Annotated in this window: 23 protein-coding genes and 1 pseudogene; 8 read left to right on the plus strand and 16 right to left on the minus strand. The window is 61.2% G+C overall.

The annotated features are described in order from the left end of the window. Positions 1 to 27 precede the first annotated feature (27 nt). Positions 28 to 1,761, plus strand: a complete 1,734-nt coding sequence (gene leuA / locus FHT87_RS15945) for a 2-isopropylmalate synthase (RefSeq protein ID WP_183803188.1) — start codon at positions 28 to 30, stop codon at positions 1,759 to 1,761. 99 nt (positions 1,762 to 1,860) lie between these two features. Here leuA and FHT87_RS15950 read toward each other — a convergent pair whose 3' ends face one another. From FHT87_RS15950 to FHT87_RS15965, 4 genes are all read right to left on the minus strand, one after another. Beyond that, a complete protein-coding gene (locus FHT87_RS15950) occupies positions 1,861 to 2,697 on the minus strand; it encodes an anti-sigma factor (RefSeq protein WP_183803190.1) in 837 nt (278 codons plus the stop codon). 5 nt (positions 2,698 to 2,702) lie between these two features. Continuing rightward, positions 2,703 to 3,215, minus strand: coding sequence for an RNA polymerase sigma factor (locus FHT87_RS15955; protein WP_183731672.1), 513 nt, complete (start codon positions 3,213 to 3,215; stop codon positions 2,703 to 2,705). Between the two features lie 217 nt (positions 3,216 to 3,432). Then, positions 3,433 to 3,993 carry a hypothetical protein gene (locus FHT87_RS15960; RefSeq protein ID WP_183731669.1) on the minus strand — a complete coding sequence of 187 codons (561 nt, stop codon included), beginning with the start codon at positions 3,991 to 3,993 and terminating at the stop codon, positions 3,433 to 3,435. 159 nt (positions 3,994 to 4,152) lie between these two features. Continuing rightward, positions 4,153 to 5,061: a metallophosphoesterase gene (locus tag FHT87_RS15965; RefSeq protein WP_183731666.1), complete on the minus strand. Its 909-nt coding sequence runs from the start codon at positions 5,059 to 5,061 to the stop codon at positions 4,153 to 4,155. 68 nt (positions 5,062 to 5,129) lie between these two features. Here FHT87_RS15965 and FHT87_RS15970 point away from each other — a divergent pair, with 68 nt between their 5' ends. After that, positions 5,130 to 5,609, plus strand: coding sequence for an NUDIX domain-containing protein (locus FHT87_RS15970; protein WP_183731664.1), 480 nt, complete (start codon positions 5,130 to 5,132; stop codon positions 5,607 to 5,609). Between the two features lie 3 nt (positions 5,610 to 5,612). Here FHT87_RS15970 and FHT87_RS15975 read toward each other — a convergent pair whose 3' ends face one another. Next, positions 5,613 to 6,602 carry a glutathione S-transferase family protein gene (locus tag FHT87_RS15975; RefSeq protein ID WP_183731661.1) on the minus strand — a complete coding sequence of 330 codons (990 nt, stop codon included), beginning with the start codon at positions 6,600 to 6,602 and terminating at the stop codon, positions 5,613 to 5,615. A 210-nt stretch (positions 6,603 to 6,812) separates the two neighbouring features. On the opposite strand from FHT87_RS15975, the pseudogene FHT87_RS15980 reads away from it, so the two are divergent. Then, positions 6,813 to 7,386, plus strand: a pseudogene (locus FHT87_RS15980) (N-acetyltransferase). Here FHT87_RS15980 and FHT87_RS15985 read toward each other — a convergent pair. From FHT87_RS15985 to FHT87_RS16005, 5 genes are read right to left on the minus strand one after another with little or no spacing between them, the layout of a single operon-like run. Beyond that, on the minus strand, positions 7,387 to 7,803 hold the full coding sequence (locus FHT87_RS15985; protein WP_183731658.1) for a GNAT family N-acetyltransferase: 417 nt from the start codon (positions 7,801 to 7,803) through the stop codon (positions 7,387 to 7,389). A gap of 2 nt (positions 7,804 to 7,805) precedes the next feature. Further along, positions 7,806 to 9,878: a hypothetical protein gene (locus tag FHT87_RS15990; protein ID WP_183731654.1), complete on the minus strand. Its 2,073-nt coding sequence runs from the start codon at positions 9,876 to 9,878 to the stop codon at positions 7,806 to 7,808. 1 nt (position 9,879) lies between these two features. Then, positions 9,880 to 12,693, minus strand: coding sequence for a DUF4159 domain-containing protein (locus FHT87_RS15995; protein WP_183731651.1), 2,814 nt, complete (start codon positions 12,691 to 12,693; stop codon positions 9,880 to 9,882). Beyond that, positions 12,690 to 13,610 carry a DUF58 domain-containing protein gene (locus tag FHT87_RS16000; RefSeq protein WP_183731648.1) on the minus strand — a complete coding sequence of 307 codons (921 nt, stop codon included), beginning with the start codon at positions 13,608 to 13,610 and terminating at the stop codon, positions 12,690 to 12,692. The genes FHT87_RS15995 and FHT87_RS16000 overlap by 4 nt, the downstream gene beginning before the upstream one ends. A gap of 13 nt (positions 13,611 to 13,623) precedes the next feature. Beyond that, positions 13,624 to 14,634 (minus strand): MoxR family ATPase, encoded by a 1,011-nt coding sequence (locus tag FHT87_RS16005; RefSeq protein WP_183731645.1) that lies wholly within the window; start codon positions 14,632 to 14,634, stop codon positions 13,624 to 13,626. A gap of 160 nt (positions 14,635 to 14,794) precedes the next feature. On the opposite strand from FHT87_RS16005, the gene FHT87_RS16010 reads away from it, so the two are divergent. Genes FHT87_RS16010 through FHT87_RS16020 form a run of 3 tightly spaced genes read left to right on the plus strand, consistent with a single transcriptional unit; the run spans position 14,795 to position 17,330 of the window. Further along, positions 14,795 to 15,430, plus strand: coding sequence for a DUF1285 domain-containing protein (locus FHT87_RS16010; protein ID WP_183731642.1), 636 nt, complete (start codon positions 14,795 to 14,797; stop codon positions 15,428 to 15,430). Then, a complete protein-coding gene (locus tag FHT87_RS16015; RefSeq protein ID WP_183731638.1) occupies positions 15,427 to 16,077 on the plus strand; it encodes a CoA pyrophosphatase in 651 nt (216 codons plus the stop codon). Before FHT87_RS16010 ends, FHT87_RS16015 begins: the two co-directional genes overlap by 4 nt. After that, positions 16,074 to 17,330 carry a CCA tRNA nucleotidyltransferase gene (locus tag FHT87_RS16020; RefSeq protein ID WP_183731636.1) on the plus strand — a complete coding sequence of 419 codons (1,257 nt, stop codon included), beginning with the start codon at positions 16,074 to 16,076 and terminating at the stop codon, positions 17,328 to 17,330. Before FHT87_RS16015 ends, FHT87_RS16020 begins: the two co-directional genes overlap by 4 nt. 2 nt (positions 17,331 to 17,332) lie before the next feature. On the opposite strand, the gene FHT87_RS16025 is transcribed toward FHT87_RS16020, so the two are convergent. From FHT87_RS16025 to hemF, 3 genes are all read right to left on the minus strand, one after another. After that, entirely contained in the window at positions 17,333 to 17,518 is a 186-nt protein-coding gene (locus FHT87_RS16025; RefSeq protein ID WP_112563244.1) for a DUF1059 domain-containing protein, read from the minus strand. A 126-nt stretch (positions 17,519 to 17,644) separates the two neighbouring features. Further along, positions 17,645 to 17,920: a hypothetical protein gene (locus tag FHT87_RS16030; protein WP_183731633.1), complete on the minus strand. Its 276-nt coding sequence runs from the start codon at positions 17,918 to 17,920 to the stop codon at positions 17,645 to 17,647. Between the two features lie 122 nt (positions 17,921 to 18,042). Next, positions 18,043 to 18,954 (minus strand): oxygen-dependent coproporphyrinogen oxidase, encoded by a 912-nt coding sequence (gene hemF / locus FHT87_RS16035; RefSeq protein ID WP_183731630.1) that lies wholly within the window; start codon positions 18,952 to 18,954, stop codon positions 18,043 to 18,045. Positions 18,955 to 19,088: 134 nt separating this feature from the next. Here hemF and FHT87_RS16040 point away from each other — a divergent pair, with 134 nt between their 5' ends. After that, entirely contained in the window at positions 19,089 to 19,349 is a 261-nt protein-coding gene (locus FHT87_RS16040; RefSeq protein ID WP_183731627.1) for a hypothetical protein, read from the plus strand. A gap of 2 nt (positions 19,350 to 19,351) precedes the next feature. Here FHT87_RS16040 and FHT87_RS16045 read toward each other — a convergent pair whose 3' ends face one another. Together FHT87_RS16045 and FHT87_RS16050 are read right to left on the minus strand one after the other, a co-directional pair. Then, positions 19,352 to 20,998: a Na/Pi cotransporter family protein gene (locus FHT87_RS16045; protein ID WP_183731624.1), complete on the minus strand. Its 1,647-nt coding sequence runs from the start codon at positions 20,996 to 20,998 to the stop codon at positions 19,352 to 19,354. A gap of 192 nt (positions 20,999 to 21,190) precedes the next feature. Further along, positions 21,191 to 21,652 (minus strand): tRNA (cytidine(34)-2'-O)-methyltransferase, encoded by a 462-nt coding sequence (locus FHT87_RS16050; RefSeq protein ID WP_183731622.1) that lies wholly within the window; start codon positions 21,650 to 21,652, stop codon positions 21,191 to 21,193. 384 nt (positions 21,653 to 22,036) lie between these two features. Here FHT87_RS16050 and FHT87_RS16055 point away from each other — a divergent pair, with 384 nt between their 5' ends. After that, positions 22,037 to 23,893, plus strand: coding sequence for an ABC transporter ATP-binding protein (locus FHT87_RS16055; RefSeq protein ID WP_183731619.1), 1,857 nt, complete (start codon positions 22,037 to 22,039; stop codon positions 23,891 to 23,893). 69 nt (positions 23,894 to 23,962) lie between these two features. On the opposite strand, the gene FHT87_RS16060 is transcribed toward FHT87_RS16055, so the two are convergent. Beyond that, complete coding sequence (locus tag FHT87_RS16060; protein ID WP_183731616.1) at positions 23,963 to 24,214, minus strand: ribbon-helix-helix domain-containing protein; 252 nt, start codon at positions 24,212 to 24,214, stop codon at positions 23,963 to 23,965. Positions 24,215 to 24,235: the final 21 nt, after the last annotated feature.

The following is a 24,235-nucleotide window of genomic DNA, read 5'->3' on the forward strand; positions in this document are numbered from 1 at the left end:
CAAATGCCGGGACGAGGAGACAAGACAATGGACACGAACACCAGCCGATCCTCCGCAAGCGCTGCTTCCGCCAAGGGCATGCCCGACGCCGCCGTGAAGTACCGGGCTTATCCGCAGGTAAACATTCCCGACCGCACCTGGCCGACCAAGACCATCACCAAGGCGCCGATCTGGTGCTCCGTCGACCTGCGCGACGGCAATCAGGCGCTCGTCGATCCGATGGGGCACGACCGCAAGGCGCGCATGTTCCAGTTGCTGCTCGAAATGGGTTTCAAGGAAATCGAGATCGGTTTCCCATCGGCCTCGCAGACCGATTTCGATTTTGCCCGCTGGTGCATCGAAGAGGGCAATGTGCCTGACGACGTGTCGCTGCAGGTGCTGGTGCAGTGCCGTCCGGAACTGATCACGCGCACCTTCGAGGCGCTTCAAGGCGCAAACCGGCCGATCGTGCACTTCTATAATTCCACCAGCGAATTGCAGCGCCGCGTGGTGTTCGCCAAGGATGTGCGGGGCATCAAGCAGATTGCCGTCGATGCCGCCAAGATGATCACTGACATGGCAGCCAAGGCCGGCGGCGGTTACCGTTTCGAGTATTCGCCCGAGAGCTTTACCGGCACCGAACTGGACGTGGCGCTGGAAATCTGCAACGCCGTCATCGACGTTGTGAAGCCGACGCCCGATAATAAGCTCATCATCAACCTGCCTTCGACCGTCGAAATGGCGACCCCGAACGTCTATGCCGACCAGATCGAATGGATGTGCCGTAATCTCGATAACAGAGAAAACCTGATCATCTCGCTGCACCCGCATAATGACCGCGGCACCGGCATTGCCGCCGCTGAGCTGGCCTTGCTGGCAGGCGCTGACCGCGTCGAAGGCACGCTCTTCGGCAATGGCGAGCGCACCGGCAATGTCGATGTCGTCACCATGGCGCTCAACATGTTCACGCAGGGCGTTGATCCAGAAATCGACTGCTCCAACATCGAACGCATCAAGGAAGTGTTCGAATATTCGAACCAGATGGCGATCGCCGAGCGTCATCCCTATGTCGGCGAACTGGTCTACACGGCCTTTTCAGGCTCGCATCAGGATGCGATCAACAAGGGCATGAAAGCGGCTCAGGTCGCCAACCATCCGGTCTGGGAAGTGCCTTACCTGCCGATCGACCCGCGTGACGTCGGCCGCTCCTACGAGGCGATCATCCGCATCAATTCGCAGTCCGGCAAGGGCGGCATCGCTTATATCCTGCAGCAGGATTACGGGCTCAACCTGCCGCGCAACCTGCAGGTCGAATTCCGCGAGGACATCCAGCGCATCACCGACGAAGAAGGCAAGGAGCTTCCCTCCAAGCGCATCCACGACCGCTTCATCGAGCGCTATGTGACGCAGCCGGGTGGGCGTCTGAAGTTCGTCGACCACCACACCTATCCCGATACAGAGCGCAAGGGACAGCGGATCGTCGCGGCCGAGATTACCGACAATGGCGAGATCAAGCGTATCGAAGGCCGCGGCAACGGCCCGATCGATGGCTTCATCAATGCGTTGTCGCACTATCTCGGCATCGAGATGTCGGTCGAGGATTATTCGGAGCATTCGCTGCAGCACGGCTCGAATGCCGCCGCCATCTCCTATGTCGAGACGTCCTATCCGGGCGGCAAGCTCTTCGGCGCAGGCATCAACACCAATATCGTCGCCGCATCGCTCGAAGCGATCGTGTCGGCTGCCAACCGCGTGCTCGACGTGAAGGCCGGCAGGGCTTGAGTATGCTGATCAGGCCGCGATCGCCTCGGAGTGACGCGGCCTGACGATGCAATCGGCGAGCTCATCGAGCTCGCCCTGCGCTTGCGTATCTCGTCAGATTCAGATTTCGGCAGCGATTTCCATGGCAAGCTGGCCGAGCGTGGCTTCGGCAGACGGGCCGGCCAGCACATAGGAGGTGCCGGCATTGTGCCAGGTCACGAGGCCGATCTCGTCGCGGATCGTTTCCTTGAAGTCTTCCGTTTCCGGCGGCTGTGCATCCTTGCGGAAGCAGATCGAGATGATATCGCCGTCGGTGTTGGAATAGACGAGCTGGCCGACGGGGCGGCTGTCGCCGAGGATCACGCGTGCGCCCTGGAAGGTCCAGGATCCGGCCGAGAGATCCGGCACACGGAACGGTACGCCGATTGCGGTCGTCAGCCAGGATGAGATTTCCTCGGACTGCGAGGCCGGCACTTCGACGAGGTGGCGCGGTTGGCGCACGAGAAGCCGCTGGAAGGCGGTGACGTCGCCCAACCAGTCATTCGTGTTGATTTGGGGCGCTGTGACTCGTGTGGCGTCATCCGTATCCGGGGCATTGCCGATGAAATAACCGATGCTACCGCCGACGACGAAAAGAATGAGGGCTACGGCAAGCGCCTGGCGGCCGCTGGGCGCGAGCTTGAGCTGAAAGCGGGCATTGCGTTGCGCGATCGGCGTCTTCGGCGGTTGCGTGCTTTTGATGGAGCGGACAAGCGACAACGGGACCGGTTCCTTCAGCATGTCGTCCAGTTTACGGCGGCCGAAATCGACGCCGTGGCGTAGCTTATCGTAGATCTTACGGGCGGTTTCATCTGTTGCCAGCCTGCTTTCCAGCTCCAGCTTTTGTTCCGGTGTGGTTTCGCCGTCGAGGAGGGCGGCAAGCTGGGCTTCAAGCGGCTGTTTTTTGAAATCGAGCAAATCAGTCAGTACCTGTGGACGGGCGGATTGTGACCGGACAATGCGGCGAAATGGAGTCGTGCCGTCGCAAGCTGACCGGCAATGCTGCCGATTGTGATGCCCATGATTTCGGCTGCCTGCTGATAGCTGTGCCCTTCCACGTCGATCAGCACGAAGATGCTGGCCACGCCCTCAGGCATCTCCGCGAGCATACGGTGCAGGGCATCGGTATCGACGACCGTTGCGCGATCGCGAATGGCGTCGCGGATGTCAGTCACGTTACCTCGTGTAGTCGGTCGCGGCTTGCGCTTGCGGCTGTCTTCCGCCCATTGCTGGCGGGCCAGCGTATAGATCCAGCTTTCCAGCCGGCCTTCGCCGTTCCACTGATGCCCTTTGGAAATTGCGCGCAGACAGACCGCTTGGACCAGCTCATCGGCTGCAGCCGTCTCTCCCGCGAGCGTGATGGCAAAGCGGCGGAGGCGGGGCAGAAGGCCGACGAGATCACGCCGGATATCGGTGGTGGTGGCGGGTTGGCGCATTGTCTTTCCAAGAAGCATTCACATCGGCCGGCATTCAACTGTTTTGCATTCGGGCCGGCTTCGCGTACAGGCCCTGCCCGGCGGGCGTGAAGCCATCGTATCTACCCCGGCCATGCAGGCGGCTTTATGAAACAAGTCGCCTGTATTTCGCAAGCGCGGGGGTGAATTCATCCATCCCTTCCCAAGGGATTTCGTACCATAGCCCGCGGAGCTTGCCTCAATATGTCCTGTAGCCGTTCAGGCTCTGGAGAAGAGCGCGATAGGCCCAGGTATTTTCGCCGCCGCGATCACGGATCTCGACGAGCTGCACGCGGGCGCCCTGGAGGTCGCCCTGTTCGGCAAGCGCCATACCCATGTAGGAGCGGGCGAGGATGTAATTCTCATCCTGTTGCAGCGCCTTCTTGTAGTAGGACATGCCGAGCTCCATGCGGCCAGCCTTGCGGTTGGCATAGCCGAGATAATTCAGGATGCGCGGATCGTTCTGGTTCTGCGCGAGGTTCAGCACCGTGATAGCGTTCTCGTATTGGCCGGTATAGGCAAATTCCCGGGCAAAGTTGTAGAGGTCGTCATCGTTGAAGCTCTGCTTCTTCGGATCAACGCATTCCTTCTTCTTGGCATCCCAGACCTTGCCCTTGGTGCAGGTCTTGGTCGTTTGGGTCTTCTGCGGCGGCGAGGTGTCATCGTTCCCGCCACCGACCGCAAAGGCGGATGTGGCGAGACCGAAAGCAAAGACGGAAACAAGCGAAAGTCTGCACAGGCGATGAAGAGAAGAAGTCATCGGGCGTACTCCGTTTTGAAGCGCTGCGGTTGTTGAATTGTACGCCGACGCTTAAAAATACCAAGAGCCCCGGCGGCCTTTATTGCCTATGCTGCGACATTGGTGACCGATCTTCACAGGTTGGTTCAAAAGCTGCCGGAATCGGTTCCGCAATCGCCTTTAAAGTGCGAAAATATCTACACTTTCCGGCATCATGCCATCGGCCGTATCGTTGATGCTGAAGCGCTCGCCCTTCACCTCCCAGGCGCCCGGGGAACCGGAAATGGAGAAGAGATTATAGGCGGCGCGGGGCTTGATGCCGCCCGGTCCCTGCGAGGCCGAAGCTATGCCGACGACAGGCACCGGGCCTGTCTGTCCGCGCAGCCAGTAAAGCGTGTTGAGATGGGTATGGCCGTGCAGCACGAGCTCTGCGCCGCCGGTGGAAACGACGGCCGCGAAACGGCGGATACCGATCATGCGCTTGTAGAAGGAGGTCGCGCCGCGGATCGGCGGATGGTGGATCATGACGACACGGAACAGACCGGCTTCACCGGCAGCGCGCAGCATGTTGACCGTATCGCGTGCCTGGCGCGCGCCGAAGAAGCCCGACGCGGCGAAGGGCGGAGTCGCAACGGCAGTCGAGCAGCCGACGATTGCAACTTTGTCGCGGATGCGAAGGTAGGGAAAGATATGCCGGTCTGCCTCCCATTCCGGCGGGGCAAGGTCGCCGCGCACATAGTCGTACCAGGCGCGCATCGACTTCTCGTAGGCGCCCGGCACATAGGCGTCGTGGTTGCCGGGTACGACCGAGGTAGCGGCTGGATCGCCGAGTTCCTGCAGCCAGGCTGCCGCGCTCCGGATCTCGATGCCGCTCGCCAGATTGACGAGGTCGCCGGTCACCGCCAGATGGTCGGCCTCGTGGGTGCGGATATCGTCCAGCAGCAGATCGAGCGTGCTGCCGAAAAGATGCTTGCGCCGGTTGCGGTGCCAGTTCACAAAGCCCGTAATACGTTTTGAGAAAAGTTCGTGAATGGAAAGGCGGGGCAGGGGTCCGAGATGGACGTCGGAGATATGCGCGAGCTTGAACATGCAACGACACATAGACCAGCTTATTTACAATTCAAACACATCCCCGCGATGAGAGTATGAAAGAGCCCATGGCAGACAAACAAACATGGCCCCTTCACATGAAAGTGTTGGTGCGATTGCTGCACGTCTATTTTTCCGTCGCGCGTGGAATGACGATGGGGGTGCGTGCAGCCTGTTTCGACGAGCAGGGACGCCTCTTTCTCGTTCGTCACAGCTATACGGGCGGATGGCATATGCCGGGCGGCGGGCTTGAGCGAAACGAGACGGCAGAAGAGGCGCTCATCAAGGAATTGCGGGAGGAAGGCAACCTCAAGATCGTCGGCAAGCCGCAGCTCTTCCACGTCTATTTCAACACCAACATTACCCGGCGCGACCATGTGGTTTTCTACCGCGCCACCGTGGAGCAGATTGCGCCGCGGCCGCCGGACTGGGAGATTGCCGAAAGCGGCTTCTTCGAGGTCGACGATCTGCCCGAGGAGACGACCGAAGCGACGCTGCGAAGGCTTGCCGAGCTCCGCGGCGAGGCGGAGCCGGCGCATTACTGGTGAGGCTCAGGCTGCGGCTGCGAACTTGTCGCGGCCATGCGGCCGGTCGAGATCGAGGGCTGGGCCTGATGGCACGATGCCGGTCGGGTTGATCGTCTTGTGGCTGCGGTAATAGTGCTCCTTGATGTGGCGCAGATTGACCGTGTCTGCCACGTCAGGCGTCTGATAGAGGTCGCGCAGATAGCCTTGCAGGTTGCCGTAGTCCTCGATGCGGCGGATATTGCATTTGAAGTGGCCGACATAAACTGGGTCGAAACGTACCAGCGTCGTGAAGAGGCGCCAATCGGCTTCGGTCTGGCGATCGCCGAAAAGGTAGCGACCCTTGCCGAGGCGTTCATCGAGCCTGTCAAGCGTTTCGAACAGCTTGACGACATTCTCTTCGTAGGCGGCCTGCGTGGTGGCAAAGCCCGCCTTGTAGACGCCGTTGTTGACCGTGTCGTAGACGACATCGTTCAGTGCATCGATGTCCGCCCGCAGGTCTTCCGGATAATAATCCGGCGTCGAGCCCGTCAGACGATTGAAGGCGCTGTTGAACATGCGGATGATTTCAGCAGACTCGTTGTTGACGATCGTGCCCGTATGCTTGTCCCAGAGCACCGGGACGGTGACGCGGCCGGAATAATGCGGATCGGCCTTCACATAGACTTCCCAGAGAGCCTTCGAGCCGAAGAGCTGGTCGCCGGTGGCGCCATTGCCGACCTTGAATTCCCAGCCGTTTTCCAGCATCAACGGATCGACGACCGAAACGGAAATCAGGTCTTCGAGCTTCTTCAGCTTGCGGAAGATCAGCGTGCGATGCGCCCAGGGGCAGGCGAAGGAGACGTAAAGGTGATAGCGGCCAGCCTCGGCCCTGAAACCGCCTTTGCCGCTGGGGCCGGCTTCCCCATCGGCCGTGATCCAGTTGCGGAATTGCGAGGGCTGACGCTTGAAATGGCCCTTCGTTTCCTTCGTGTCGTACCAGACGTCATGCCAGACGCCGTCCACCAGCATGCCCATGGGATTCACCTCTGAAATTGATCGTGGCTGAGTAGATATCGCATCATGCGGCGTTTTGCAGGCGACAAAGATTGAACACTGCGTCTCAGCCGCCCGGATCCCGTCCGAATTTTTGCAATAGACGGCAGAAATTTTTCCTGCTATCCGCCTTCCTCACAAATTTCTGGAATCCTGCTTGATGTCTATTCTCAGAGGCCTGCGACGACGCTGATGCTCCCGAACGCCTGAGGGCGTGTTCGCGAACCTATATATCTGCGTCTATCCGGTCTCTGTTCCCATGCTCATGTACAAGCACGATCTCGTCTACCTCACCGAGGACGCGTCTCACGACGCCGCTATCGAACTCATCAACGAAGAAGCCTTCGGCCCCGGCCGGCATACGCGCGCCGCTGCCCGTATTCGCGAGCAGGGACCGCATGACCTGTCGCTCTCCTTCATCTGCGCCGATGACGGCGAGACGATTGCTTCGGTGCGGATGACGCCGGTTCTGGCCGGAACGGTGAAGGGCCATCTCCTCGGACCGCTTGCCGTGCGGCCGTCGCACAAGAGCAGGGGTATCGGCCGGGAATTGGTGCGCATCGCGGTCGAGGCTGCCAAGCGCAAGGGTTCGGAAGCCGTCATCCTTGTGGGCGACCCGCCCTATTACGGTCCGCTCGGCTTCGAGAAGGTCGCCTACGCCGCGCTGACTTTTCCGGGGCCAGTCGATCCGAGCCGGGTACTGGTCGTCCCGATTGCCGAAGACACGCATGCGCGGCTGAAGGGCACGATTGCCTGGCGGAAGTAGTCAGAGCAGCTTCTTCAGAAACGTCCGCGTTCTTCCCTCAGGAAAATCCGGCAGTTCGCCGAAGATCTCGTAGCCTTGGCGCTGGTAGGCGCTGAGCGCGTGCGGGTTGAAGGTATCGATCCAGGCGCCGCGGCAACCGCGGGCGGCGGCTTCCTCTTCCGCCTTGGCGAGAATCTTGCCGGCCAGGCCGCTGCCGCGCAGCGTGTCGGGAATGTAGAGCATCTGCACGAAGAGCCAGCCCCAGGCCGTGTAGCCGGACAGGCCGCCCGAGATTTTTCCATCGGTGTCACGGATCAGAACGGCGAGCGGCTGGCGTTCGGACGGGCCGACATCCTCGGTGTTGAAGGCCGTCAGGCCATCGGTGATGACGGCAAGCTCTTCCGGAGAAGGGGAGGCGGTGAGCTCGAATTCCGGCATGGCTAGCGCCCCTCGCGCCACCACATGGCGCCGAAGGCCAGAAGCAGAATTCCAACACCCGCAAAGCCGGCAAAGAGCGGCAGGGTATTGATGCCCTTCAGCACGGTCTCGTTGGTCATACGGATCTGCATGCGGTCATTGTCGGTCACGCGCACCTGGCCGCGCACGGGCAGGATCGGCGGGACATTGATGGCACCGGCATTGTTGACGACACGAGTCACGAGGCCGCGGCTCTTGTCGGTGATCGGCTTCAGCGCCACGGTCGTCGAGATCATCGCCTTGAATTCCGGCGCATCGACGGCGCCGACATGGGCAAGCGTCGTCAGATCGCCGTTGCGGATTTCGAAGAGGCCGATCTCGTCCATGCGCTTTTCGGCCTTGTAAAGGCCAGGCTCGGTCTGCATCAGCGGCAGGTTCTCGGTCTTGCCTGAGGGATAACGCACGACCGCGTCACCGGGCGCATCACCGATCGTCTGGCGGGTGATTTCCAGCGTGCGGCCGGAGGTGCGCGCCGTCAGTGCTTCTTCTTCCAGCGCCGGTTCCTTCATCAGCCAGTGGGCGATGCGGCGGTAGAGTGAAACATGCGGGCCGCCGCCTTCGAAGCCGCGCGCCCAGAGCCAGCCCTGGTCGGAGAGCAGCATGGCGACACGGCCCTGGCCGGCACGGTTCAATACGAGCAGCGGATGGTTGTCGGCGCCGACCATGACGGTCTGGCCCTGCGGTCTGTCGACGTCGACGCTCCGGAACCAGCGGCCCCAATGCGGCGGTTCGTCGGCGGAACCGTCGAGCCCGCGGGTCACCGGATGCTTGCGGCCCTGTTCGGAAAGGCGGGGATAGAAGGCCCGCTCGATCATCCGTCCGGTCGGCTCTGCCGGCAGCACGGAAGCGAGCGGCGTCATGGCGATTGATTCGGGGCTTGCATGTTCCGGGCCGGCGGCAATCAACAGGGCGCCGCCATTCTCCACATATTGCGCGATGTTGTCATAATAGAGCATCGGCAGCACATTGGCGCGATCCTGATAGCGGTCGAAGATGATCAGGTCGAAATCCTTGATCTTGTCGACAAAGAGCTCGCGGGTCGGGAAAGCGATCAGCGACAGCTCGTTGATCGGCGTGCCGTCCTGTTTTTCCGGCGGGCGCAGAATGGTGAAGTGGACGAGGTCGACGGAGGCGTCGGACTTCAAGAGGTTGCGCCAGGCGCGCTCGCCTGCATGCGGTTCGCCGGAGACGAGAAGAACGCGCAGGTTCTGGCGGATGCCGTCGATGATATGGACCGCGCGGTTATTGGCGTCCGTCACTTCGCCGGGGATGCTGGCCACAGAAAATTCCAGGACATTCGCGCCGCCGCGCGTCACCCTGAAGGAGAAGGGTGTATCCTGGCCGGGCGTCGCCTGCAGCGTGGCGATCTCGTCGCCGTTCAGGCGCACGGTTACATTCGCGACGCCGCCGGGGCTTGGGCCATCGTCGAAGACGCGCAGCACAAGCTGCTGCTCCTCGTTGACGATGCCGAAGCGGGGCGCCTTGATGACCTCGATGCGGCGGTCGAACTCGTTCGGCTTGCCTGTAATCAAGCCATGGATCGGCGCGTCGAAGCCGAGCGCCTGATTGACGCCGGGTACATCGTGCACTTCGCCATCCGTCAGCATGATCGCGCCGCCGACGCGCGAGGGCGGCACATCGGCAATCGAAGCCGACAGCGCCTCGAACAGGCGGGTGGAGGGGATGTCGGAGTTGCGATCCTCATTCACATCGACAAAACGCGGCTCGATCTGCGGAAAGCGCGCGAGCTGCGTCTTCAGCGACGCAAGCGCATCATCCGTCATCGTCATGCGATCGGCCGTCTGCTGGCTCTGGCTGCGGTCGACGATGACGGGGACGATCGTTGAAAGCGGGTCGCGATCTTCCTGCAACAGCACCGGATTGGCAAGTGCTGCAAGCAGGGCAAGTGCCGCAAGCGTGCGGATCCAAGCGCCTCGAATGCCGCGCCAGATCGCGAAAGCGGCAATCATCAGCACGATGGCGGTCAATACCGCCAGAAACGGCCAGGGCAGGAAGGGCGAATAATCGAGCGTCATGTCACTGCCCCAGACGTTCAAGCAGGTCGGGCACGTGGACCTGGTCTGTCTTGTAGTTGCCGGTCAGCATGTACATCATGATGTTGACGCCGGCGCGGAAGGCATATTCGCGCTGTGTATCATCCGGCGGCACGGTGGGCAGCAGCGGCGTGTCATTGTCGTCAACGGCCCATGCGCCGGCAAAATCATTTGCGGTGATCAGGATCGGTGAGACGCCGTCTGCGGCGGCGGCCGGCTTGTTGCTGTTGTTCTGTCCGCCCTGCCGCGCCTCGATCCAGAGCGGGCTGCCAGTGTAACGGCCGGGGAAGTTCGACAGCAGATAGAAGGACTTGGTCAGCACATGATCGTGTGGGACGGGCTCCAGCGGCGGAATATCCAGATTGGCAAGGATCTGCTGCAGGCGCTGGCCGTTGGCGGTCGTGTCGCTGCCGCCTTCGAGCGAGTCGATCTGGTCGCGCGTGTCGAAAAGCACCGTGCCGCCGTTGCGCATATAGGCGTCGATGCGGCTGATGGCGGCGTTGGATGGCATCGGCGCGGTTGCCGAAATCGGCCAGTAGATGATCGGGTAGAAGGATAGCTCGTCCTTATTCAGGTCAATGCCAACAGGCGGGGACGGCTCCAGCGTCGTGCGGTAGGTCAGGAATCTCGTGAGGCCGTTGAGCCCCTCTTCGGAAATATTGTCCACATCCTGCTCGCCGGTCACGACATAGGCGAGATGGGTATTGTCGAGCCGCTGCATGATGATGTCATCGCCCGGCTGGGTATCGTTGGCATGCAAGATGTCCGGCTGCAGCATCAGGCCGGCCGCAAGTGCCACGGCGATCGTCGCGGCAGTGCGAGCGCGCGGGCGCATACGGGAGAAGGCGCCGTTCATGAAGAGCACGATCAGGCTGTCGGCCAGAAGCAGCAGGAAGGCGATGAAGAAGAGCAGGGGCTTGGCCGACCAGCTTTCACCGCCGACGAGGCCGGCGCGGACGACATTGACGCCACTGATGTCGAGCGGTTTCAGCTCGGCATTGTCGGGCAGCACGTTCAGCGCTGCAAAGCCGTCTTCCGAGCCGTAGAGGCCGGGCGGGTTGTCAAAATTGGCAAGTGGCGCGGCCTTGGCATTCGGGATCAGCGGACGGGCATTGCCGGTCTCCGCGACCAGCATGCCCTTGGCCGTCAGCATGCGGAAGGGCGGCAAGGTCTCGGCGACACGCGCGCTGCCCGTCGATTCCGAGGTCACGCCGCCGGACCGTGAGATCTGGATGAGGTGTCGCAGCATCTCGACGAAGGTACCCGATATCGGCAGGTTCGACCAGGTTGCCTCGGCACTCACATGGAAGAGCACGATCTGACCGGCATTCATCTTGTTCATGGTCACGAGCGGCGTGCCGTCGGTAAGGCTTGCCCAGGTGCGCTCGGCAAGATCGGGCGTCGGCTCTGCCAGCACCTGGCGGTTAACGGTCACGTCGGTCGGCCGTGCTATGCCGGCAAAGGGGCTGAAGCTTGGGAAATCCGCGAGTGCCTGCGGTTCGCTCCAGGACAGGCTGCCGCCAAGCGCCCGTTCGCCCTGGCGCAGGGTGACCGGGATCAGCGGATCCTCTGCCGGTGCCGCAGCAAGGCGCGGACCGGCAAAGCGCAGCAGCATGCCGCCATTCGATATCCAGCGCTGCAGCGGCGCGTAGGTATCCTCCGGCAGGCGGCCGATATCGGCCATGATGATGATGGAGGGATTGTTCGCAAGCAGCTTCGGAATGGCGACCGAAAGATTGGCGTCGGTCGGCCGTACCAGATCCGCATAGGGCTCCAGGGCTCTCTGGATGTAATAGAGCGGCGACAGCAGCGGTTGGAATTCATCGCCGCTTTCGCCAGAGAGGAGTACGACCCTGCGGCGCTTGAAGGCATCGTCGAGCAGATGCACGGCGCCTGCGGTGGCGCCGGTATTGATGCTGACGCGGGCAAAATCGTTGCGCATCTCGAAGGGCGCCGAAATGCCGGCATTGACGGCAGTCTGGCCGGGCGCGAAATCGGCCCTGCCGGTGGCGATCACGCGGCCCTGCGCGTCCTGTGCGTTGAGCGCGACGGAGGCAGCGCCAGCGGGGCTGAGGCGTGTCACCTTCACCGTCATCGCATCGGCCGTATTGGTGGCGCCGGAGATTGCTATCGTCTGAGCCGTATCGCCTTCGATCACGCGCAGTTCGGCTGGCTGAAGGTCGGAGAGTTGACGGACGGTGGCGTCGTTATCGCTGCTTGCCGCGCCATCTGTGATGAAGGCCAGCGTGCCGGGATGCGTGCCGTTCAGCGCGGCGCGCAGAGCCTCGAAAGCCCGTTGGCGATCCGGTGCGAGCGGCTTCGGCTCGGCAGCGCGCAGCTTTTCCCGGGCGGCCGAGGCCGTGCCGGGTGTCGCGTCGTTGGTCGGATCGGCGGTGAAAGCAATGGAGACGACAGCGCCGGCAGACTCGGCATCGTCGATCAGCGCGTCGGCCGTCTGGACGCGGCGCTCCCAGTCGGGTGCCGAAGCCCAGCTGTTGTCGACGAAGAGGACGAGCGGACCACCGGACGCGAGCGAGCCCGTGCGCGGATTGAAGACCGGATCGGCGATCGCGAAGATGATGGCGGCTGCCAGAAGCATGCGCAGCAGCGTCAGCCACCAGGGGCTCTGCGCCGGCGTTTCCTCACGTTTCAGCACAGTCGCCAGGATTTTCAGCGGCGGGAAGACTTCCGCCTGCGGGCGTGGCGGGGTGAGCCGCAGCAGCCACCAGATGACGGGAAGGGCAATCAGCGCGCCGAGGATGGCGGGATAGGCGAAGGCAAAGGGGAGCGCGCTCAAAGCTGTCCTCCATGCGTTGCCTTTGCCGGCATGCCGGAAAGATACATATGGACGGCGACCAGCGCTTCGGACGCCAAGTGATCGGTGCGGTGGCTGACGAAGGTCCAGCCGAGATGGCGCAGCGATTGCCCGAGATTTTCGCGTCGAGCCAGATAGGCGTTGCGATAGGCTTCCCGTAGGCTCTCGGCGCGGCCTGATGTCAGCCTTTCGCCGGTCTCCGGATCGGTGAATTCGGTGCGGCCGTTATAGGGGAAGATCTCCTCGGCCGGATCGGCGATCTCGACCACATGGCCGCGCAGGCCGCGGCGGGCAAGCGGGCCGAGGCGGGCCATGATGGCGGGCGCGTCATCGAGGAAATCGCCGATGAGGATGAGATCGCTCCAACCGCGCACCATCACGGTTTCGGGCAGGCCGCCGGTCAGCGGCGTGTGCATCAGCGCGGCAGCAAGCCTTTCGGCTGCATTGCGGGCGGAGATGGGCTCCATCACGCCGGGGCAGCCGATGCGCTCGCCGGATCGGGCGAGGATTTCGGCAAGCGCCAACATGATGACCAGCGCCCGGCTTTCCTTGGATACGCTGCCGTAGCTCGACTTGAACATCATCGAGGGTGACATGTCCGCCCAGAGCCAGATCGTATGAGCGGCTTCCCATTCGCGGTCGCGCACATAGGTGTGGTCGTCGCGGGCGGAGCGGCGCCAGTCGATGCGCGACAGACTTTCGCCTTCGCTATAGGGGCGGAACTGCCAGAAATTCTCGCCGATGCCGCGCTTGCGGCGGCCATGCCAGCCGGCGATCACGGTATTGGCGATGCGCTTGGCTTCCACCAGGCAATCCGGCACGAGGGCAGCCCGCTGCCTTGCGCGGGAAAGGGCATCATTGCCTGACGTCGGGTTGACGATCTGTCCGATGGATGCCACGCGCTGCGCTTCCTTATCCCTTTGCCTGCCTGACCAGTCCAGCGATAACGTCGCGCACCGACATGCCCTCGGCACGGGCGGCGAAGGTCAGCGCCATACGGTGCTCGAGAACAGGCTCGGCAAGCGCATAGATATCGTCGAGCGAGGGCGCCAGGCGGCCTTCGTAGAGGGCGCGGGCGCGGGCACAGAGCATCATCGCCTGGCCGGCGCGCGGGCCGGGACCCCAGGCGACATGCTTGTCGGTGGACGCATTGCCCTGGCCCGGACGGGCGGAGCGAACCAGCGAAAGGATTGCGTCAACGACGGTGTCGCTGACCGGCATCTGGCGCACGAGCGTCTGGATTTCCGCGAGACGCGCGGCATTGATGACCGGTTCGGGCCTGGCTTCGGTGAGACCGGTGGTTTCCAGCAGGATCTGGCGTTCGGCCGCAAGCTCGGGATAATGGACGTCGACCTGCAGCAGGAAGCGGTCCAACTGGGCTTCGGGAAGCGGATAGGTGCCTTCTTGCTCCAGCGGGTTCTGTGTCGCCAGAACGTGGAAGGGCGAAGGCAGGTCATAGCGCTGGCCGGCAATCGTGATATGATATTCCTGCATGGCCTGCAGCAGTGCCGACTGGGTGCGCGGGGAGGCGCGGTTGATTTCGTCAGCCATCAGAAGCTGGGCGAAGATCGGACCCTTGACGAAACGGAAGGAGCGGCGGCCGCTCTCGTCCTGGTCCATCACTTCGGAACCGAGGATATCCGAGGGCATCAGGTCGGGTGTGAACTGGATGCGGTTGGCGGCAAGGCCGAGAACTTCGCCGAGCGTCGTCACGAGCCTCGTCTTGGCAAGGCCCGGAACACCGACGAGAAGCGCATGACCACCGGAGAGAACGGCGAGAAGCGTGTTTTCGACCACGCTTTCCTGACCGAAGATGACCTTGGAAACTTCCGTGCGGATGGCGGCGATATCGGATAGCGCTCTTTCTGCGGCGGCGACAATCGCCTGTTCATCGAGGCTGGCTTCGGTCTTGATCATACCCATGGGCGTCTCCAACGGCTGAAATCATTCGGCTGCGAATCGTCTGACTTTAATAGGCGTGCCTCATACCCGATACAGTTATGAACATGTTGCGGGCTGACAAGTTTGTTTCAAATGACTATCTCGTGACTTTATTTTGTTAAAAGCAAACCGGGACGGAAGAATGGCAGCCGAGGAAATGAGGCAGATGGCGGATGCAGCGGGGCTTGCCGCGCTGATTTCGCGCGCTTCCGAGGCGAAATCCGGCAAAAAGCGCGGCTTGCCGCCTGTCGAAAAATGGAATCCGCCCTTTTGCGGCGATATCGACATGGAAATCCGGGCGGACGGCACATGGTTCTACATGGGCACGCCGATCGGCCGGCAGCCACTGGTCCAGCTCTTTTCCACCGTTTTGAGGAAGGACGGTGACGGGAAAACCTATCTTGTAACTCCTGTGGAAAAGGTCGGCATCAGGGTTATCGACGCGCCCTTTGTCGCTGTCGAGATGAATGCGAGCGAGCGGGACGGGCGGCAGGTTCTAACTTTCCGCACCAATGTCGGCGACGTCATAGAGGCCGGCAAGGATCACCCTTTGCGTTTTCCGGGGCATGGGCCAGGGCACAGGAAAGACAGTGAACTGAAGCCCTATCTGCATGTGCGGGGGCGGCTTGAAGCATTGGTGTCACGTGCCGTGATGTATGAATTGGTCGAGCTCGGCGAGGTGGCCGAGGTCGCGGGCCGGGACATGTTCGTCGTCCGCACCGGCGGTGAGACTTTTCCGATCATGCCGGTCGATGAACTGGAAGCAGCCTCCCGATGAGCGAAGCGATCAGCAAGACCTATCCCCCGTTTTCGGCTGCCGAGTTCCGTCGCCGTGCGCTCAATCAGATCGGCGCACCCATCGATCATGCCTGGCGTGACCATGGCGATCATGTGCTCAATCCCGATATCGTTGCGCTGGTCGAGACCTTCAAGCTGCGCGACGCGGCGGTGCTGGTGCCTGTTGTTGATGATGGCGATGAGGCGAAGGTGATCTTCACCAAGCGGACGTCGACACTTCGCAAGCATTCCGGCCAGATCGCCTTTCCCGGTGGTTCCATCGATCCCGACGATGTCTCGCCCGAGATGGCGGCGATCCGCGAGACCGAAGAGGAGATCGGCCTTGGCGGCGGTTTCGTCGAAACGGTCGGGCGGCTGCCGAACTATCTGTCGTCCACCGGCTTCCGCATCACGCCCGTCCTTGGCGTTGTGCAGCGGGGTTTTTCGCTGCAGCCTAACCCCACCGAAGTGGACGATGTTTTCGAGGTGCCGCTTTCCTTTCTCATGAACCCGGCCAACCACACGCGAGACAAACGCATGGTCGACGGCATCGACCGGCATTTCTACCGCATGCCCTATGAAACGCGGATGATCTGGGGCATCACCGCCGGCATCGTCCGCACGCTCTATGAAAGGCTCTATGCATGACCTCAGTCGCCGACCAGGCCTGGTTTCAGGATCCGGCGCTCAGCCGTGTCTTTGCGCTGCTGAACGCCGATGGTGGGGAAGGGCGTGTTGTCGGTGGCGCGGTGCGCAACAGCTTGATGGGGCTTGCGGTCGCCGATATCGATATCGCCACCACGCTGCTGCCGGAAGCCGTCATGGAGCGGGCCGCTGCTGCAAGCATCAAGGCGGTGCCGACCGGAATTGATCATGGAACGGTGACGCTCGTTATCGATGGCCGCCCCTTCGAAGTGACGACGTTGCGTACCGATGTCGAAACGGATGGCCGTCGCGCCAAGGTGGCCTTCAGCGCAGACTGGCAATCGGATGCGGAACGGCGCGACCTCACCATCAATGCGCTTTACGCAAATGCTGCGGGCGAAGTGATCGATCTCGTCGGCGGGCTCGTTGATATCGAGAAGCGCAATATCCGCTTCATCGGCAATGCAGCGACGCGGATCGCCGAGGATTATCTGCGCATCCTGCGCTTCTTCCGTTTCTTCGCCTGGTACGGTTCCGGACGGCCCGATGCGGAAGGGCTGAGAGCGTCATCCGCCGCGCATTCGAAGCTGAAAACGCTGTCGCCCGAACGGGTCTGGTCGGAGCTCAAAAAGCTCCTGTCGGCGGAAGATCCAGGCCGGGCGCTTCTCTGGATGCGGCAGGTTGCGGTTCTCTCGGAAATCCTGCCGGAAACGGAAAAATGGGGCATCGATGCTATTCCGGCGCTCGTTTCGACCGAGAAGGCGCTCGGCTGGGTACCTGATCCCTTGCTTCGGCTTGCCTCGATTATTCCGCCTGATCCGGCGCGGCTGGAGGAATTGGCAACGCGGCTGAAATTTTCGAATGCAGAAGCCGCCTATTTCAGGGCCTGGGCAAAAGCCGCTCCAGTCAATGATGAGATTTCCGCTGCCGCCTTCGAGAAACTGCTCTACAGAAACGGCGTGGACGGCATCATCGTTCGGCTGAAACTGGCGCTCGGCGTTGCCCGCGGCAAGGCAGAGAATGGTAGTTTTGATGAAATGAGCCGTTCGGCGCGGCTTTCGAAGCTTCTGGATCACGCACGCATCTGGAAGAAACCGCAGTTTCCGCTGAATGGCGCAGATGTGATGGCCACAGGCATGCAGGCCGGCCCGAAGGTCGGTGAAATCCTGTCGACCTTGGAACACCAGTGGGTGGAAGAGAATTTCGTTTCCGACCGGGCGGCATTGCTCGCCCGGCTCTCGGAGATTACAGGTTGAGATCAGGCCGCGTTCGCTTCGTCGCGGATGCGGGCCTTGATGTTGTCCACCATGTTTTCGCGAATGATCGTTTCGCCGTGGGCGGTTCTCATATGTTCGACGGCGCGGCGAACGACTTCAGCATCATTGTCGGCCCTTGTGTGCCAATCGCATCCGGGAACGAGCGTACCGCATTCGAAAAGTCGCATGGTCTTCTCCTGTCTCTGAAATGCAGAACCATCGCGCTTTCGCGCGACTGAGGAATGTGCGGCAATGGAGAAGGTTCCGGTGGAGGAAAGCTCCGGCCGACCTGGATGCCGGCCGAAAAGCTCTGTTTATGGATGGGGCATTGCCCAGGCCATGTAGGTGTCCGAAAGGTGAGCGGGCATGTTGCTGTTGGCAGCACCCGTTGCCTGCTGTTGAAGCTCTTCCGGAGTCTTGCCGCTTGCGAGCTGCAATTTCACCTGCTCGACAAAGCAGGAGAGCGGCAGGTCCGAGCCGCTTTTTGCTCTCAAGTTTTCGGCGATGCGCGTTAGAAACTCGGGCGCGTCGATGGCGCGAGACGTTTCCTGAATACCTGCAGAAGCAGGCAAACCGCTTTGTACCGTCATGACAATCCTCCTCCGATTGTAACGCACGAGACTCATTTAGGACGCACTCAGCTCTGATGAAGGCCTTTCAACGCGATTTTACCGGAATAGTATTTCAATTTTATCAGCACGCCTCTCGCAGCCTATGGCCAGCGTACGACAGGCGGCAGGGATGAGAGAATGGATTCGACATTGCCGCCGGTTTTCAGGCCGAAGATCGTCCCCCGGTCATAGAGTAGATTAAACTCGACATAGCGGCCACGGCGAATCAATTGTTCGTCACGGTCGGCCTCCGTCCAGGTTTTGTTGAAGTTTGAGCGGACGATCTTGGGATAGACCATGGAAAAAGCCCGGCCGACATCCCGCGTGAAGGCGAAATCGGCATTCCAGCCGCCGGCCTCCTCGCTGGAGCGCAGCCAGTCGTAGAAGATGCCGCCGACGCCACGCGCCTCGTTGCGATGCTTGAGGAAGAAATAGTCGTCGCACCATTTCTTGTAGGCATCGTAATCGGCGACCGCGTGGTTGCGGCAGGTGATTTCCATCGCCTTGTGGAAGAGCTGCGTGTCTTCATCTTCCTGCGTGCGGCGGCGTCCGAGCACCGGCGTCAGATCGGCACCACCGCCGAACCAGCGGCTGGTGGTGACGACCATGCGGGTGTTCATGTGAACGGCCGGCACGTTGGGATTGACGGGGTGGGCGATCAGCGAAATGCCCGACGCCCAGAAGCGCGGATCCTCGCTGGCGCCTGGGATCTGGGCGCGGAAGTCGGGTGCGAATTCGCCGAAGACCGTGGAGGTGTGAACGCCGACCTTCTCGAAGACGCGGCCTTCCATCATCGACATGCGGCCACCGCCGCCCGCACCATTTTCACGCGACCAGTCCTTGGTGACGAAGCGGCCGGGCTCCTGATCGGAGAGAGGGCCTTCGAGCTCATCCTCCAACGCTTCGAAGGATGCGCAGATCGTGTCCCGCAGCCCCTCGAACCATGTTCGGGCGGCGGTCTTCTTGTCCTCGATGTCTTCGGGCAGGCCGATCGGCAGTTCCGGTCTTTCCATGCGATTCGCTCTTTCCTGATCTCAACAGTGGTTTAGCAGGTGAGGCAGAGGCCCGCCAGGAGAGGGAAGCACCTGCAAGATTCGACTCGCAAAGGCTGGACTTCGATACTACGTTCCATCCAGAGGTAGGTTTCATGGCGAAAATTCCGGGGCCTCCGCCCTTCGAAGGCTTGAAGCGCAGGATCGCAAGGCATCGGGCAGAAGCGTCCGCCCGGCAAAAGGATCATTTTGTCCGTGAGACATACAGGATGGGGCTTATCGAAGCACGCGCCAAGGCGCGTGAATGGTTCGACGAATATCCCAAGGCCGCCTACTGGACCGAAGTGGAGAGCTGGCGCCAGCTCGAGGGCGACCAGATCGAATTCACCATGCGCCGCCTGCCTTCCGCCGACTGAACCTATTCTGCCGCATCACGCAGGCGGCTTTCGATCAGAAGGCCGCTTTCATCGAGGATCGGATGTGCCACAGAGACGATGTGAGCGTTGATGCGCTTCAGGTCGCGCAGCATATCGAGATGGAGCGAACTCGTCTGCAGGCTGTCGGCACGCCCATCGCGCAAGCGCTCCAGATGCCGCTCGGCCGATTGTTTCTCCATTCGGCGCACTTCGACCTTCACTTCCATCATCTGTCGGGCGAGGTTGAAATCGCGGGTAACGAAGATCGTCTGAGCGACGCGCAGATTGTCGATCGTCAGATCGAACAGCTTGCGCAATTCCCTGTAGCCGTCTTCGGAGAATTTCAGGCCGAGCGAAACCTTCTTGCCGACCTGCTCCAGCAAGCCTTTCTCGATGATGTCGCCCATGTGCTCGAGATTGATCGCGTAGTCGATAATAACGATCGAGCGGCGGGCGTTCTCGTCGCTCAGGCCGCCACGTCCGAGTCGGGAAAGGTAGACTTTCACTTCCTGCTGCAGCAGGTCGACGCGTTTTTCGAGCGCCGGGATCTCGGCGAGCTTGGACATGTCATTATGTTCGAAGGCTTCGGAGGCGCGCAGCAGCATGCGTTCGATGAGATCGCCGACGCTGAGCACCTCGCGCGTCGCGCTGGCAAGCGCTACGACGGGCGTCGACAATTCCTGCATGTCGAGGAATTTGGGTCCCTGATCCGGCTGCGCAACATCGGGCACGAGGCGGGCGGTGAAGGTGGAGAGCATCCGCGAAAAAGGCCAGGCGAGGCCAGCGAGCAGGATGTTGAAGATCAGATGCGCATCGACCGGCAGCTTGGTGGGGCCGAAAGGCAGCATTTGCAGGAGTGGCGCGGCGTAACCGGCAAGCGGCAGCGCAATCAGGCAGCCCATCGTCCGCACGATGAGATTGCCGAGTGTGACGCGTTTGGCTGAGGCAGGGCCGGAGAGTGTGGCGACGACAGGAGGGATCGCGCCGCCGAGGTTGGCGCCGAGGACGAGAACGATGATGAGTTCCGGCGATACGATGCCCGTTGCGGCAAGCGACAGGATCAGGACGACGACCGCAAGACTCGACGAGGATATGAAGGCCAATGCTGCAGACAATACGAGCGCAACGGGCCAGGCGTCGCCGAGCAAGCCGATGAAGGCCGCCAGCGCCGGCGAGTTGCGCATCGGCTCCGTCGCACTGCCGAGCAGATGCAGCGAGAAGAGCATGAGGCCAATGCCGATCAGTGCCGCGCCGCCGCCGTGACGGGCGCTGGAGCCTCCGCGATAGAGCACGATGCCGGCAAGGATGAGAAGGGGCGAAAGCCATTCGATGCCGGTCGCGACGATCCAGGCGGTCACGGCCGTGCCGACATTGGCGCCAAGCAGCACGATCTGGGCCATGCGCGGCTTGATGAGATCGCGCTCCACGAAAGAAGCCGTCATCAGCGCCGTCGCAGTCGAACTTTGCAGAGCGATCGTTGCCAGGAAACCCGACAGGATCGATCGCGGACCGGTTGCGGTGCCGGTCGCCAGCCCAGTTCTCAAGCGTGCTCCGAAAGCGCGCGTGACGCCGTCCTTGACCTGCGCCAGGCCGAAGAGCAGCAGCGCTATCGCGCCGAACAGATTGATCATGACGATCGTGGATTCCATGGCCTTGGCTTTTTCTTCTTCTTCTTGAAGAGTTTATCTCGATTCTACATTTCCGTAGTCGAGTAAATCATTGGAATCTCACTGCTTGTACAGATTTATTGATTGCCTGGCTAATTAATATAGGCGCTTTTGCGTCGATTCAAAGTATTGTTTGCGACATGCAGGCCGCCGAGGATCGGCATGCTTGCCGATTCAGGACCAGATGGTCTGGCGCATCGCTTCGCCAACGATCATCGCGGCGGAGACGGCAAGGTTGATCGAACGCTGCCCATCCACCATCGGGATCAGGATGCGCCCGTTGGTGCGTTCATGCACGTGATCGGGGGCGCCGGCGCTTTCTCGGCCGAAGATCAGGATATCGTCGGGACGGAAGGCGAAATCTGTGTAGCGCTGCGATGCCTTCGTGGTGGCGAGGATCAGGCGGCGGCCGGTGACTGCGCGCCATTCCTCGAAGCGTTCCCAATTGACATGTCGGGTAAGTGCAGCGGTGGCCAGATAGTCCATGCCGGCACGTTTCAGGTTTCGATCGGAAATGTCGAATCCGGCGGGCTCGATGATATCGACCGCAAAGCCCAAGCAGGCGGCAAGGCGCAGGATTGTTCCGGTATTGCCGGGAATATCGGGTTGATAGAGCGCCAGTCTGAGGTCCGCCATGGGAAGTTGTCCGTGTGATAATGCGAAAATGACCTATCCGAACTGTGATTTTGAAGCAACATGACGCTTTTTGACCATTCGGCGGTCACTTTCCGATGCGGTGGGGCTGGAAATTTAGGCAATTTCGCGTTATCGGTGCATATCTTCAATCGCCAACAGGGAGCGCCGACATGACTATATTTGTGCTGATGCGTCTCCCGCCTGTGATGCCACTGTTGGTGACCTGGCGCGTATAAAGCGCTTTTTCTTCCCCAATTGCCCATTTGATTCATTGCGGGGCTATTACGGCCTCGCCCCTTGAGCCTCCGGTTCCCATATGTGCTTGCATGCGCCCTTGCGGGTGTGAAGCCGGGACCGGAACGCGGAAGTTCCGGAGCGATTTTCATGTTTGACTGGTTCGAACAGCGACTTAATCCCTTTCCGAGCGAGGAGCCGGTTGCTCCCCCGAAAGGTCTCTTTGCCTTCTGCTGGCACTATACCAAGCCGGCGGCGGGATGGCTCGCGCTCATGGCCTTTCTCACGGCGCTGATCGCGGTTGGTGAAGTGGCGCTTTTCCAGTTTCTCGGCGATATCGTCGACTGGCTGACGAATGCCGACCGCGCGACCTTCCTGCAGAACGAAGGCCACAAGCTCATCTGGATGGGTGCCCTGGTATTGATCGGCCTGCCGCTCGTTGCCGGCCTCGATTCGCTGATCATGCACCAGATGATGCTCGGCAATTATCCGATGATCGCGCGCTGGCAGATGCACCGCTTCCTGCTGCGCCACAGCATGACATTCTTTGCCAACGAGTTTGCCGGACGCGTTGCAACCAAGGTCATGCAGACGTCGCTTGCCGTGCGCGAAACGGTGATGAAGATTCTCGATGTCTTCGTCTATGTCGTGACCTATTTCCTGTCGATGATCGTCATCATCGCCGCTGCCGACTGGCGGTTGATGCTGCCGGTCCTCGCCTGGCTCAGCATCTACATCGGTATCGTCAGCTATTTCGTGCCGCGGCTTCGCAAGATCGCGTCGCAGCAGGCTGACGCGCGCTCGCTGATGACAGGCCGCGTGGTGGACAGCTACACGAACATCGCCACTGTAAAGCTGTTTTCCCATGCGGGCAGGGAAGAGGTCTATGCAAGGGAAAGCATGGATGGGTTCCTGGATACGGTGCACAGGCAGATGCGCAAGGTGACGCTCTTCCATATGAGCGTCTACCTGAACAACTGCATATCCCTGTTCGTTATCTCCAGCCTGTCCATCTATCTGTGGCTGAACGGCACGATCTCGGTTGGCGCGATCTCCATCGCCATCGGCCTTGCGATGCGCGTCAACGGCATGTCTCAGTGGATCATGTGGGAAGTCTCGGCGCTCTTCGAAAACATCGGCACCGTCTATGACGGCATGGAGATGATGGCGAAGCAGCACGATATCGTCGACAAGCCGGGTGCGCCGCAGCTGACGGCGAAGAAGGGTGCGATCCATTATGAACGCATCGGTTTCCATTACGGCAAGGGCAAGGGCGTCGTCGACAACCTGTCGCTCGATATCAAGGCCGGCGAGAAGGTCGGTCTCGTCGGACGCTCCGGTGCAGGCAAGACGACGCTGATGAACCTGCTGTTGCGCTTCTACGATCTGGAGTCGGGACGCATCACCATCGACGGCCAGGATATCTCCGAGGTGTCGCAGGACAGCCTGCGCTCGCTGATCGGCGTGGTGACGCAGGATACGTCGCTGCTGCACCGCTCGATCCGCGACAACATCGCCTATGGGCGCCCGGATGCGACTGATGAGGACGTGATCGAGGCGGCAAGGCGGGCCAATGCCTGGGAGTTTGTCGAAGGGCTTGTCGACATGCAGGGCCGCAAGGGGCTCGACGCGCAGGTCGGCGAGCGCGGTGTAAAACTCTCCGGCGGCCAGCGCCAGCGCATCGCGATCGCCCGTGTCTTCCTGAAGGACGCACCGATCCTGGTGCTGGACGAGGCAACCTCGGCACTCGATTCCGAAGTGGAAGCGGCGATCCAGGAGAACCTCTTCGCGCTGATGGAAGGCAAGACGGTCATCGCGATCGCCCACCGCCTGTCGACGCTGACCGAGATGGATCGGCTGATCGTGCTTGACAAGGGCCGGATCATCGAAAGCGGCACGCATGCCGAACTGGTGAGCCATGGCGGCATCTATGCCGACCTGTGGAACCGCCAGTCCGGTGGCTTCCTTGCCGATCACGAGGAAGAGGCTGAAGTCGCAGCCCAATAACAAAACAGCCCTTCCCGCGTCAGTGGGGAGGGCTTTTCTTTTTTGGAGCTGAAAATAGGCGGCGCCCGCTTAGAGTGTGCGGACCCGATCGGCGCAGAGGCTGTCGGCCCAGTCGATGACACGATGATGCTCCACGACAATGATCGAGTTCGAGGCGAGCGACTGCAGCGTGAAAATCCGCTGACGTTCCTCGCGCTCGATCCAGTTTGCTATGGCTTCCGTTACGATGCTGTCGCGCGGCACATCCAGCGCATCCGCCAGGGCGTCGAGCTTTTCCGCAAGGGGGAGCGGAAGATGCGCATTGAGCGTTTTCGTTTCCATATCTGCGGTCTCCGGTAAGAC

The organism is Rhizobium sp. BK316 (assembly GCF_014193695.1).
Classification (GTDB): Bacteria; Pseudomonadota; Alphaproteobacteria; order Rhizobiales; family Rhizobiaceae; genus Rhizobium.

Bases quoted from the DNA above. Each gene is read 5' to 3' on its own strand.
- FHT87_RS16030 (WP_183731633.1), bottom strand. From the start codon at position 17,920: ATGACGGTACAAAGCGGTTTGCCTGCTTCTGCAGGTATTCAGGAAACG.
- FHT87_RS15975 (WP_183731661.1), bottom strand. From the start codon at position 6,602: ATGGGCATGCTGGTGGACGGCGTCTGGCATGACGTCTGGTACGACACG.
- hemF (WP_183731630.1), bottom strand. From the start codon at position 18,954: ATGGAAAGACCGGAACTGCCGATCGGCCTGCCCGAAGACATCGAGGAC.
- FHT87_RS16055 (WP_183731619.1), top strand. From the start codon at position 22,037: ATGTTTGACTGGTTCGAACAGCGACTTAATCCCTTTCCGAGCGAGGAG.
- FHT87_RS15960 (WP_183731669.1), bottom strand. From the start codon at position 3,993: ATGACTTCTTCTCTTCATCGCCTGTGCAGACTTTCGCTTGTTTCCGTC.
- FHT87_RS16050 (WP_183731622.1), bottom strand. From the start codon at position 21,652: ATGGCGGACCTCAGACTGGCGCTCTATCAACCCGATATTCCCGGCAAT.
- FHT87_RS16010 (WP_183731642.1), top strand. From the start codon at position 14,795: ATGGCAGCCGAGGAAATGAGGCAGATGGCGGATGCAGCGGGGCTTGCC.
- FHT87_RS16045 (WP_183731624.1), bottom strand. From the start codon at position 20,998: ATGGAATCCACGATCGTCATGATCAATCTGTTCGGCGCGATAGCGCTG.
- FHT87_RS16020 (WP_183731636.1), top strand. From the start codon at position 16,074: ATGACCTCAGTCGCCGACCAGGCCTGGTTTCAGGATCCGGCGCTCAGC.
- FHT87_RS16025 (WP_112563244.1), bottom strand. From the start codon at position 17,518: ATGCGACTTTTCGAATGCGGTACGCTCGTTCCCGGATGCGATTGGCAC.
- FHT87_RS16015 (WP_183731638.1), top strand. From the start codon at position 15,427: ATGAGCGAAGCGATCAGCAAGACCTATCCCCCGTTTTCGGCTGCCGAG.
- FHT87_RS16040 (WP_183731627.1), top strand. From the start codon at position 19,089: ATGGCGAAAATTCCGGGGCCTCCGCCCTTCGAAGGCTTGAAGCGCAGG.
- FHT87_RS15970 (WP_183731664.1), top strand. From the start codon at position 5,130: ATGGCAGACAAACAAACATGGCCCCTTCACATGAAAGTGTTGGTGCGA.
- FHT87_RS15955 (WP_183731672.1), bottom strand. From the start codon at position 3,215: ATGCGCCAACCCGCCACCACCACCGATATCCGGCGTGATCTCGTCGGC.
- FHT87_RS16005 (WP_183731645.1), bottom strand. From the start codon at position 14,634: ATGGGTATGATCAAGACCGAAGCCAGCCTCGATGAACAGGCGATTGTC.
- FHT87_RS16060 (WP_183731616.1), bottom strand. From the start codon at position 24,214: ATGGAAACGAAAACGCTCAATGCGCATCTTCCGCTCCCCCTTGCGGAA.
- leuA (WP_183803188.1), top strand. From the start codon at position 28: ATGGACACGAACACCAGCCGATCCTCCGCAAGCGCTGCTTCCGCCAAG.
- FHT87_RS15985 (WP_183731658.1), bottom strand. From the start codon at position 7,803: ATGCCGGAATTCGAGCTCACCGCCTCCCCTTCTCCGGAAGAGCTTGCC.
- FHT87_RS15990 (WP_183731654.1), bottom strand. From the start codon at position 9,878: ATGACGCTCGATTATTCGCCCTTCCTGCCCTGGCCGTTTCTGGCGGTA.
- FHT87_RS15965 (WP_183731666.1), bottom strand. From the start codon at position 5,061: ATGTTCAAGCTCGCGCATATCTCCGACGTCCATCTCGGACCCCTGCCC.